The organism is Pseudoprevotella muciniphila, from assembly GCF_003265305.2.
GTDB lineage: Bacteria > Bacteroidota > Bacteroidia > Bacteroidales > Bacteroidaceae > Alloprevotella > Alloprevotella muciniphila.
In genome coordinates this window covers 2,709,772-2,722,536 of the sequence record NZ_CP033459.1, presented here as the reverse complement: position 1 = coordinate 2,722,536, position 12,765 = coordinate 2,709,772, and the positions used below count along the sequence as shown (strand labels likewise).

The 12,765-nt window shown below is 43.9% G+C and carries 5 protein-coding genes; all 5 read right to left on the bottom strand.

Annotated features, from left to right (window positions below):
- Positions 1-13: 13 nt before the first annotated feature.
- Genes C7Y71_RS11035 through C7Y71_RS11015 form a run of 5 tightly spaced genes read right to left on the bottom strand, consistent with a single transcriptional unit; the run spans position 14 to position 12,764 of the window.
- On the bottom strand, positions 14-3,406 hold the full coding sequence (locus tag C7Y71_RS11035; protein WP_111898810.1) for a SusC/RagA family TonB-linked outer membrane protein: 3,393 nt from the start codon (positions 3,404-3,406) through the stop codon (positions 14-16).
- A gap of 40 nt (positions 3,407-3,446) precedes the next feature.
- Positions 3,447-5,264 (bottom strand): hypothetical protein, encoded by a 1,818-nt coding sequence (locus tag C7Y71_RS11030; RefSeq protein ID WP_111898811.1) that lies wholly within the window; start codon positions 5,262-5,264, stop codon positions 3,447-3,449.
- Positions 5,265-5,284: 20 nt separating this feature from the next.
- A complete protein-coding gene (locus C7Y71_RS11025) occupies positions 5,285-7,459 on the bottom strand; it encodes a fasciclin domain-containing protein (protein ID WP_111898812.1) in 2,175 nt (724 codons plus the stop codon).
- 19 nt (positions 7,460-7,478) lie between these two features.
- On the bottom strand, positions 7,479-9,350 hold the full coding sequence (locus tag C7Y71_RS11020; protein ID WP_111898813.1) for a RagB/SusD family nutrient uptake outer membrane protein: 1,872 nt from the start codon (positions 9,348-9,350) through the stop codon (positions 7,479-7,481).
- Between the two features lie 12 nt (positions 9,351-9,362).
- Positions 9,363-12,764: a SusC/RagA family TonB-linked outer membrane protein gene (locus C7Y71_RS11015; protein ID WP_111898814.1), complete on the bottom strand. Its 3,402-nt coding sequence runs from the start codon at positions 12,762-12,764 to the stop codon at positions 9,363-9,365.
- Position 12,765: the final 1 nt, after the last annotated feature.

Genomic DNA, 12,765 nt, shown 5'->3' with positions numbered 1-12,765 from the left:
TTGCGCTGAAGTTTTACAGATTAATAGTCAAACCGATGTTGAAGTTCCTGTTAGAAGGTAGCATACCTGCATCGATGCCTTGATATAGCACACCATTGTAGATTGATACCTCAGGATCACTTCCAAGATACTTAGAGATAGTAAACACATTGTTGGCCTCACCCCATACAGCTACACCTTGCAACCAGCTAAATCGGAGCGGGAGAGTGTAAGTGAGGCGTACTTTCTTGAGTTTGAGATATGATCCGTCCTCAATCCAACGGTCAGAGAATCGTTCGTTGTTGACCCACTCATCGTTAGTTGCACACATCGTGCGTGGAACATCAGTCACCTGACCTTCGTAACGCCAACGGTTCACGACAGCCGTAGTTTGGTTCCAGGTGTTGGTTTCTCCTTCAATTTGTGAACGTTGGAAATTGTAGATATCATTTCCAAGACTATACTTGAAGTTTACATCAAGTTGCAGGCGTTTCCAGTTGAGTGTGGTATAGAAATTACCAAAGATGTCGGGATTGGGGTCGCCAATAACAACCATATCGGCTTCTGAAATCCAACCATCACCATTTTGGTCAACAAAATGTATGTCGCCAGCCTTGAAGTTGCGATAAGGCTGTTCTGTCAGTCCGGTAGGATATCTGAGGTATCCATATCTGCCTGCACTTGCAGCCTCAGCATCTGTTGCAAATACACCTTTCGATGCATAGCCGTAGAACACACCTACTGCATGTCCTTCTGCCGTCAGGATATTGTTCTTGCCATAAATATCAGATGTGTAACCCACCATTGTTTTGGCAGAACCATCAATATGTGCTCCATTTTCATCGAGAGCATAAGTGGTAATATTGTTGAAGGAAGTCTTCACGAGTTTGTCCACTTCATTATGATAGTGTCCCAGCGAAGCACCTGCTTTCCAGCTCCAATCGCCGTGGTGATAGATAACCGCGTCCACTGTTACGTCAACGCCATGGTTTTTGATGGCACCGTCGTTTGCCCACATGTATTGCAGACCAGTGATGTCGCTCACAGCCTTACGAGTAAGCAAGTCTGAGGTCTTTGAATAGTAGTAGTTTACACCAACATTCAATCTGTTTTGCAGCATACTGGTTTGCAAACCTATATTAAATCGATTTGTGGTTTCCCACTTGATTTTCGGATTGGCGATATTGGCAAGATACAAACCGGTTGCTTCTCTCATGTATTTCACATTAGCAAAGTATGTACGGCTACTGTAGTAGTCAACATTGTCATTACCGCTAACATCAAATCCGGCATAGAGTTTCAGGTGGTTAATGGCGTTTACGTTGAACCAGTCTTCATTTGAGATAATCCATCCTGCCTGGATTGAGGGGAAGATACCCCAACGCACTCCAGCGAGTTCAAGACCGCCGTCAGCCTTATCTCCGAAACGAGAAGAAGATTCCATTGTTGCAGTAAGGTTAAGGAAGTACTTGTTCTTGTAGTTGTAATTACCATTAACATACCAAGCGATGTTGGTAGCCTTATCTTCTATACCACCATAATCGATATAGTCGAGGTTGTATGCCATATTAGGCATCTTGTCGTTATCGTTGTTGTAACCGGCAAGGTGGCTGTCAGTGAAAGTGTAGCTACTTATCCTCACACCACCGAAGATGTCAAGTGCATGTACACCATACATTTTCTTCCATTGGAGACGCAAGTCGTTGAAGAGCGTCGTTTCTTTAGCGAACTGCGAACGTACTACACTCTGGATACCACCAAGTCCTTCAACTTCTGTTTCAGGCACACCATTGGTAGGCAGGTAGTATTTCTCATTCGTTCTGTTGAGAATATAGCTAAATCTGTCGCTAATTACCAAATTCTTATTAATCTGGTATCTTGGAGCAACAGCCACACTGAACTGAGTTTGTTCTTGATAGTTTTTGTTGTCCCCATTACCATTTTGGAGTATCCAATATGGGTTAGCCAGACCGGCATACCCGTATGACTTAGCAAAAGCAAGTGGGTTGTTTGCCTCATCGAAGTTTTTACCTGAGTAAACGCTGGTTGAAGCATCCGGCACCAACTGTCCGAGAGCCTGATCGTAACGAACAAACGACATATATGGGCTCACGAATGGCGACTGCAGGAGTCCGAGTACATTTGGCGAAGACACATTGCTATTGGAATAGTCAGCTGCCCATCCGTTGTCGAGGATGTTGTATGCACTTCTTGTATATGCGAAGTCAAGTCCTGTCGTAAAGTTCTTGAAGAGGTTTACATCGGTATTGAATCGGATGTTCAAGCGGTCGAAGTCATTATGCTTTGCCGTAGCGTCCGACTTGCTATAACCGAGCGACAGGTTATACATGGCGACATCGTCACCACCTTCAACACTCACTTTGTAGTTCTGGGTGAAAGCTGTATGATAGAGATCTTTCTGCCAGTCAGTGTTGTTGTGGTACATGTTGTAGTAGAGGTAATTGGGATCTTCGTTGAGGAAAGGAACGCTTGTAGCCTTGCTGAGACGTTCTCCATATTCAGATGTACCGAGGAATTCGGTTACATAGTTACGGAACTGTCCTGCGTTCATCATCTTAACTTTCGACGGGCGTGTTTCAAAACCGCCATATGCACGAATGTTAATCTTTGTTACGATGCTCTTACCTCTCTTTGTTTCGATAAGAACAACACCATTAGCACCTTTTGCACCATATAGTGCTGTACCGTTCTTCAACACTTCCACACTTGCGATGTCTTCGGGGTCGATGGTTGAGAGTACGTTGTTGTAGAATCCTTGATGCAATCCTGTTCTTTCGTACTGCATGTCCCAGATGACGCCATCCACCACTACGAGAGGCATAACATTTGTGTTAAGCGAGTTAAGACCGTTAACGAGCATCATTACTCCTTGTGCAGGCATTCCTCCTCTTGAGATGGTTCGCATTTTTGCATTCAAGCGGTTCTCAATGTCGTTATCTATTGTCAAAGCACTGGAATTGGTGATTTCTATTTTCTGATTGTTCACCAAAGACGTTGCATTGCTATAGTAGTCGTTCACGAGGCCTTTATAGAGGAAAGCATCCTTTGCCTTGTTTCCTTTCACACTGACCTGCGTTCCGTTGTAGTCCTGTAGCTGAACGGTTATTGTATTTACGTATTCAGGCACTTTGAGTGTGTATGTACCATCTTCTTTAGTTAGTGCAGAGAACTGCCTATTTCCCAAAGCCCTTACGCGTGCACCTGCAAGCGGTTTGTTCGTTGCAGCATCATATACAGCACCTTGCACTTCTTTCGTTGCGGATTGCTGCTTCGCTTTTGCAGTAACGTCTTGACCTGCAGCCGAATTGACCTCTTGTGCATTTATGGTCAATGCGCCAACGAACAAGAATGCCACCGATCCGATGCGGATGAACTGCTGCCTTAAATCTAATTTTATATTCTTCATTGCTTAAAATGTCTTTAGAGATTCACTTAGAGAATAAATTTTACTTTTCTTCTTCATCCTCGTGAATAGGTTCAAGAATTACTTTCACAATATTCAGTGCATTGTTGTTCAAGCCGAACATTCTTGTACTGTTCTGCAATCTGGGAGCCACTTCAATCTGTAAATATGCGAAAGAGTTTGCTCCGTTCGGAAGATTTGCATAGCATCTGTCGAAATTGAGTTCGTCGAAGATAACATATTCACGTACAGAATCCTGCAACACTTCGATTGTAGCCTGAGTTGCATTCACACGTGTGTCATTGTCGTAATAAACATTTGCAGTGAAACGGCTTACAACTTCTTTTTCAGTGATGCCATCGCTTTCATACTGTATATCGTTGGAACGGATATAGTTAGGTGCCATTACAGCCTTCAGTCTATACTTAGTACTCAACACATTCTGCAATTTTATACAGATTCTCAGCGTTACGTTTCTTCCGTAAACCTGGAAACGTCTGTACTTGTTTTGTTCTACATCGCCGGCAATGGAATCATTTCTGTTATCTGTAGTCAATGTTACAAGTTCACCTTTTGGATAAGCACAGTTGTCTGTTTTCGAAATATTCCAGTCAGAACTCATGCTGTATTCTTTCTTGTCTGCCCAAATATATGTTGGGTCAACATCGAATTCTTCGAGTTCGAAAACGTAGCCGTTAGATGCCCTGGTGGGTTGTACGTCTGCAATAAGCGGGTTTGCACCACCCTTGTTGGTGTTATAATAGATAACGTCGTTCACAGATCTCAGCGAATCTGCGTAGATTGCATTATGAATGAGTGTTGCAGAGTCGAGGTCAACACCGCCGAGTGTAGATGCACTGATAAACATGCCTTTCATGATTTCTTGAAGCGCATTGTAGTTTGTAAGGGAGTCGGTGTCGAAAGTTTTGGCATTTGCATTCTTATATAAGAATTCTTTGTTTTCGTCACTCCATCCATACCAGTAAGAATCGGCATATTTGTATAAACTACTTACTTTACCATATACGTTATCCCATGCAGTCTGTGTAGAAGGAACGATGCCGATATAAACAGAGTCTTCGTCAGCAATTCTTGCTCTTGTTGCATTAAGGAAGGAATTTGCAGAAGAATAGATAGAATCCACGTATTCCATCTGTCCTTCGGTGTTCATTGCCCCCTGCACACTGTTGTTTTCATCGAATTCCACTTTCTCATAATCAGCAACAAGTTGGCTGAGCGGAGTATAGTTCGATTCGAGCATTTCTTTGATATTCTGGAAGAAAGGCGAACGTCCGTTCAGTATATGCAATGCTCCATTAGAAGAAGGAATGGTTTCAAATCCTGCAACAAGCGGTATGTTGTTGAAGAGTTTATTTGCTGCATCGTAGTCTGACACCTTTGAGTTCATCAGGAACACTTCCTGAAGACCTTTGTTCGATTCGTAATTGAATCGCGCAAGGTGGTTTTGGATAAACTCCCTTCCTACCCTGTAGCGCAGTGCGAGTCGTTCACTTTCGGTTTCTGCTGCATCAGCCTGATCGAGAAGGTCCAGATAGTGCTTTGCATTATATGTTCCATCGAGTGGTGCCCAGAATGTGAGAGACTGTGTCTGGTTGAGAAGATTGGCGTACGAGGCTGTTGATTTATTGTCGGTCAATGATTTCATAACCGGTGTACGCTGAAGTATCATGCAGAGCGAATCGAGGCCAGGTGTAGCTTGCAGGTTTTCCCAAATAGTAGATCCTGCCTGACCCTGATTTGTCAGCACATCGAAGTGATCCTCTGTGCAGGCTGAAGCTCCGAAGAGTACAGCCAGGGAGAGAATTCCTTTCAGTATCCAACTTTTATATTTTGTTTTCATATTCATACTTATTTATTGATTTACCAAATGTCTTCGGGTTCTGTGCCGTTATAAATTGCTCTGGGCACAATTTCAAAATAATCTACAAAGAACTGCGAGTCAGTCTTCTTAAGTGCAGACTTGAAGCGTAAGTAGTAGTTCTTCCTATAGTCCATATCCTGAACTGTTACAATTTTTCTTAAGGAAGGTTCATTAGCACTACCGCAGTCCCTTGCCGTTTGTGTTCCGAGCGCTGTCCAGAAATACTTTGGAGCCTTCATCCATCCCTGTATTCGCAGGTTTTTATCATTTTCCTGCATTTGGTCTTCGTCGTACTCATAATAAGAGTCAGCCACAAATGGTATTGTCGGGTTGGTGTATGTTCCTTCCTTGACATTTGCTCCGGCATTTTGCCTGAGGTCGAAAGGCAGTCCGACGGTTGTTGTGTTGTCGGGACTATCGCCAAAATAGATCTGGCACATACCGCGAAGTGAATTATTGGATGCACCCATGCGGATTTCATAAGTACCGGACGTGGGAACAGGCGGGAGGCGCAGAACGAAGTCGTACTGTCCTGAGAAGAGGTATTCATCTCCCTGGAAGTCGCGCCAGTCGCCATAACTACCGCTACCACCATCTTGCAGGTAGTAAATTTCTGTTCCTTCAGTTTCGTTCATGATATCCTCAAAGTAACCATTCTGGAATGCTTGATAGCAATTTCCCCTGAAGTTGTTTGAAAGCAACTCTGGTGTCATGGTCGTTACATCAACACGCATACGTTCACTTCCAAGTGCTGTTCTGGTTGTTTCGTCATAAAGGAGGACGTGGTCTATTGGATAATAGAAACCGTTTCCTGCATTGTTGTCGAATTTACCATTGTTCTCGAACACTTGAATGTTTATACCATTCTGTCCGGGCTCATTAGGTCTTGTGGAGAGTTCTTCGTACGTTCCGCTAACCATGCCATTGCTATACTTGGATATACGATTGAGGTATATTTCGTGTTCACCAGTCGGAACTTGCAGCACTTTGATGAGTCCGCGATATCCACTTGAACCGAGTGGCAGGCTTGCATAGTAGTCCCAAACATCGACAGTGTAGTTGACTGCCTGTGGCTCAAGCGGGTTGGTACCGAATGAGTATCTATGCTCTGAGAAGTGGTGCACGAACTTGTTGTAAGCAACTTTTCCTTTGATGAAGTGGTACGCAACGAACTTGTGCATGGGGTCGTCAACCGAAGTCGGGTCGGTTATAGTACCTCCCAAGATGGATGTAACCTTGTTTGCAATTTCATTGTAGATTTGATCAGCATTGGTCAGTTCTCCATTTTCTCCATACTGTGGCGGTGTTATTCCCCAGTCGTTAACGAAGACATCGTCTGTTTCAACAAATCCGGTGAAACCGAGATAGCGCTTTTGTGGAATAACCCAATTATGGTTGCTACCGTAATAAGCCACACTCGACCAATAACGAGTTTCAGGCAATGTGGGGTCATCTTCATAATCTTGGTCTCTCGACTCCATCAAATCTTGGAAGAGCCCTGTCTTATCCAGGAGCATTGCCATAATTTTCATATTGTCAGCGGCTTGTATCATTTCGCTCACGGATTCTGCGGAAGGTGCAATAACCTTATTTACTATATGCACAAAACCATTCGATACTTCGTGGTCTGCTGAAATCACTTTCGAACCGCCAACTATATATGCCGTTGTCTCGTCTTGCAGTGAATTAAGGAGGCGGTCGTTCAAATTTGCGAGACTGAATGTGCCTTGAATAGGGAATTCTGCTGACTCATAGGCATTGTTATTGCCATTATCTATCAAGCAACTGTATGCAATGAGTTTGGCTTGCTCGTATGAAATCTGATCGACGTCTGTAGTACCTGCTACTGAATCAAGATAAGCATTGACTGCATCATTGTCCGGAGCGAAAAGGGTGTAATTGCCACGCGCTGAGAGGACTGCAGTTATTGACGAAGCATTACTTGCAGATGCTTCTTCGGCATTATCTGAATTATCAAGTAACACACGGTCGAATATTTTCTTAATCTGCGACAGATTGTCGTTCGCTGTGAGGAAGTCGGTCATTGTCGGCTCGTCCTTTATCTTAAAGTTAGAGTCGTCAATATCCTCCGAGCAACTTGTTAGTAGGCCTAATGTCATAATGAAGACTAAGCCAAGGAAAACTGTTCCATTTCTTAAAAAATGTCTTTTCATATTATATGGATATTAAGTGTTACTTCTTCTCTGTATAACGATCCCAGACAGGATTCTGTATTAAATGACCACCGGCTTCTACACCTTGTACGTCGATTTCACTTTGAACAATCGGACTATAGAACGACCAAATGTTTCTCATTCTGTTCTTTAATGTATTTGTAGATGAGATGAAACCACCGAGGTCTTCCATAAGAGATGTTGCACTCCCTGAATAGTAATCGCCAGCTTCGGCCTGACGTACGATGTCGAACCAACGCTTGCCTTCGCCTACGAATTCACGCTGACGCTCCATGTACACTTTTGTAAGAAGGTCGGACGCAGTTGATACAGCAACAGAATCGTTCAGGTTCGGATTGTTGCGGTTGTAGAGGTGATTATAGAGCATATAGCCTTCATCGAGATTAGTACCCAGACGTGCGTAAGCTTCGGCCTTAATCATCATCATGTCGCTCAATCTGTATATTGGCCAGTTAGCATCCATGCTGGTACTAACACGATATTCTGGGTCACCGGCATAACCTTCAGCCATGTCTTCAAGGTCGCTGATATTGAGTTCTCTGATAACGTTCTTCACGATGGGCAGCGTTGAAGCAGAGATAAATTCATCTGTATAACAGATGGTTTCGAGCATTCGAAGGTCTTTCTTACCAAAACCTTGTGTGGGTCTGTCTTGTCCTAATCCAAGAGTCAGGATATCGCCAGCAATGATGCTACCAATCGTTACAGAACTTGAGTAGCTGGACATATATGATCCGTAGGTACCGCAAGTGTTCTGAGAGCCGTCGAATTGCAGCTCGAATATGCTTTCAGAAGAATTTTTGTTTCCCCAAACAGTAGAATAGACTTTATCCTGTACGTTCTGCCCTACTTTGAAGTTGCAGTGTGTAAGAGGATAGATATCCTGCTGTTCGTACGTATTGTAACGACTTCTGTTATTTTCCATATTCTCCTTGCGGTCTTTATTCAGCTCATCAATGACAAACTGTGCGCGTTCTGCTGCCATTTGGAAGCATTCAGTCGCTTTGGAGTTACAGTATTCGTCATTCACAGCAACTGAATCCACTGTGGTATAACCTATTGTGTCGCCTTCTTCATTGAGTTTGACAACATCGTTCAGGTTCACGGCACGCAGGTTTCCTGACATATCGAATTTCTTGCTGTAGTTCTTAAGCATACAACCTCTCCACAAGTAAAGGTCGGCGAGAAGAGCATAGATGCTTCGTTTGGTAAAGCGTCCATGGTTTTCTGAATTTGAACCATAGTTGATTGTTCCATAGTCCTTCACCTCTTCGAGCTGACTAATCAGTTCTCCAAGGATAGCTTCTCCACTTGATGGATAATAAAATGCTTCTTTTGCTTCTTTGTCTGTGCTTATCGACGTTGTTACGTAAGGTACGTCGCGGAAAGCACGAACGAGATAGAAGTAATACAATGCACGTAGAGCCTTCATCTCAGCTTCGATAGGACGATAGTCTGACTTACCGAAACTTGGGTCAACGAGTGGTTCGTTTGTCATGTTTTCTCCGTACTCGATTACCTTATTACAATAGTTGATGCCGGTATAGAAATTGGACCAACTATAGTTGCTGTTACTTGGGCGCAGAATGCCCTGTTGCATATAGAGCAATGTTGTATTCGACTGGTCTTTCAGTTTGACGTTGTCGGATCTCAACTCACCCCAATAGAAAATACTATTCGTTTGGTCGATAATTTTTTTGTATGCACCTGCACGAACGTTTTCCAAGTCGTTTTTGTCCTGCCAGAAATGTTCTTCTGTGATTTGGCCCGTGGGCAGCACAGTGAGGAAGTCGTCACAACTTGACAATACTCCAGCACAAGCAAGTACGCCCACCAACAGGAATTTATTTTTAATATGCTGTAAATTCATAATTTCAAATTATTAGAAGCCGAAATTCAAACTAAATGTGAACGAACGTGAGCGCGGTGTTTGCGAATTGTCCGTACAAGGAGAGTATCCACTTGCACCATGTTCCGGGTCAACACCAGAATACTTGGTCCAGAAGATAAGGTTATTTCCTGAGAGCGACATTCTGAGGCTGCTCAGACCATACTTCTTAAGTTTGGACGATGGTACACTGTAAGACAACTGTGCATAGTTGAAGCGGCAGAAGTCTCCCTTTTCTACATAGCGGTCACTTATCATAGAGTTGTATGTAGCAACAATCTTGTTCATGGCATGTGGAATGACTGTTTCGTCGCCATTCTTTCTCCACCTCCAGTTTACGGAAGCCATTTGGTTATTGTTGGTTGTCATTGCTTCAGCATTCATTTTGGCAAGGTTGATAATCTTGTTGCCTATGCGGAAGTTGAAGTTGGTGCGCAACTGCCACTGTCCGTAAGTGAAGTCGATACCGAAACCACCATTACACTTAGGATTAGAACCACCGAGATAAACGATGTCGAGGTCGTCAATGTTACCGTCATGGTTGATGTCTTCGTAGATTACGTCACCACCCTGGAACTGATAGTTCTGGCCTCCGTAGTTGAAGTACATCGGCAGCGGGTTGCCTGCCTTGTCGTAGATGATGTTTCCGTTAGCATCGTATGCAATAGGAGCAGTCTTGCCCGTTGCAGCAGCCGTATTGCGTTCGCCTTTGGCATCATAGTATTGGTTCTTGGTGTCGTTGAGGAAGTAACCGTTGTGGTCATAGTCGTATGCATAGACACCTTTGAATCTGAATCCGTAGATACCTCCGAGAGCATTACCTATTTGCACTCGGCGCATGATGTACATATTGGCATTGCTATATGAGAATGCAGTATTTGCAGCTTCGAGCACAGTGGGATCCATCTTGGTGATGGTATTGATGTTCTGTGCGATATTGAAGCGAAGGTTCATGTGGAACTTACCTCTCTTCAACAGCGGACCAGTATTGACAAAAAGTTCCCAACCTTCATTTTCCATAGAACCGACGTTGGCTGCACTGAGAGTGCTGAAACCGGTTACTGAAGGAATGCTGACGCCTGAGTTGAGCAGGTCGGTTGTCTTTTTGTTATATACATTGAAGTCGAAGTTGATCATGTCGTTAAACAAGCCCAGGTTCACACCGATGTTCCAAGACTTTGTCTTTTCGTACTTGATGGTTGTGAGTCGCAGGTTGTTTGGAACAATACCAGATGTTCCGTTGTAGCTTCCGTAAGGTCCGTAAGTGTTGTACTGCGATGTTTCGCTGATAGCGCTGGTGTTACCATTGATACCATAGCCAGGACGGAAGCCTAACATGCTAACAACTTTCTTAAGCGGTTTGAACCATTTTTCATCGCTGATATTCCAACGACCAGAGATACCTGGGAAGAAACCCCACTTTTCACCTTTGCCGAATTTTGTATTACCATCGGCACGGAGGGTGAAGTCAATCATATACTTACCTCCGTATGCATAGTGAACAGAGCCCAATGCAGAAGCCCAATGCCCCTTCCCTGTACCGGAAGAAGCCGACATGAGGTAACCTTTCACGATGGACGATGTAATACCTCCGTTAATACCAGACGAGGAGTGCGACTGACTCGTGCTGTTGTTCGTTCCGATTTCTCCACGCAGCAACACTTGCAGCGAGTGCTTTTCGTTGTTGAAATGTGGTCGGATAACGAAAGAGTGACGAGTTGTAAAAGTGAGATTCTTACCTTCAGAATTACCAGTCTGATTGATATTTCCATTCCATGCGAGATAAGTCAACGATTGCGGATAATAAGCATTTGTTGATTGTGTCTGCGCATTCATATAAACCTCACCCGTATAGTTCAACTGAAATTCGTCGTCTTCCTTGCCGAGAAGTTTGTACTCGATAGAGAACTGCGGCGTGATAGTATATGAAGAAACGTTTCTCCATGCGAGATAAGCACTTGCAACCGGGTTACCGTTACTTACCATGTCGCTCAGATAGTATGAGGAAAGTCCACTATTATTAAGGAGTAGTCCGGCAGTAGATGATGCTCTTGGCATAATAAAATATTCGCCGGTATTGAAGTACGTTTCAGTTGCTCTGTCATATTCATAGCGATAGACTGACATATTAGGCATTGCCTTATAAGCTGCCCCCAAGATTCCGGTATAGTTCTGATGGTTCTTTGTGTATGCCAAAGAGAAGTTGGTCGAGAACTTGATACGGTCAGATACGTAGTAGTCCAAAGCAAGACGTGTTGTGAAGCGGTCGAGTTTCTGGGCTATGATAGAACCTGTTTCGTGGTCGTAGTTTGCAGAAACACGGAATTGAGCTTTTTCACCACCACCTTGGATAGCCACACCGAAGTTGTGTGTTTGTCCGAATTGTGTTACTTCATCAACCCAATCTGTGTTTTTATTGAAGTTGGCATAATAAGCCGGGTGGCTCTGCAGATACATCAACTCTACTATACCGGAAGCAACGTCGCTCTGCTGTGGGTTGAAGTATGCCTGCTGTAGCATCATAGTGTATTCCTTACCTGTGAGCATTTTCATACCTTCAGGTTGCCAGCTACCTGAGAAGCGATAGCTGAAGTTAACACGAGTCTTGCCACGTGAACCACGGCGTGTCGTAATTTCGATTACACCATTTGCACCTCTGGAACCCCAGATTGCTGTTGCAGACGCGTCCTTAAGTACGTCAATTTTCTTGATGTCTTCGGGATTAATCTGCAAGAGGTTTGCAAACTGCTCATCGTTGTCCATATTATTGAGGTCGAGTTCCGCGTTGTCGTAATCTTCAAGGATGTATCCGTCGACAACGATGAGCGGCTCCTGACTACCGTTGATGGTTGAAACACCACGCAGACGCATTGATGTACCGGCACCGAGGTTACCTGAGTTCATCACGATGTCAAGACCGGCAATCTGTCCTTGCAGAGCCTCACCTGCCGTCTCGAATGAGAGACCTTCCATGTCATCCATATCGAGTGTCTGACGTGCTACGGAGATTTCTCGTTGCGGTATGTCCAAACCGTTTGATTTCACTTTGCGAACAGCAGTTACCACAGCTGTACCGGTGTTTTCACGAACGCGGTCCTTCATTTCAATTTGGAAACTCGTCTGGGTTCCAATCGCTCTTGTTACAGTCTGGTATCCAATGTAAGAAACTTTAAGTTTATTCTTAACAGGATCTTGGACATTGAAAGAGAAGTCACCGTTCGCATCAGTCTGTGTTGCGGAAATGTTACGATTGTCGGGTGAAATTTCCACAACAGTTGCCATTACTACAGGTCCGTCGGTTGCATGGAACACATGACCTGAAATTCTCGTCTGTGCCGAAACCATTACGGCACACAAAGAAAAGGCAAATGTTAATAATAACTTTATATTCTTCATA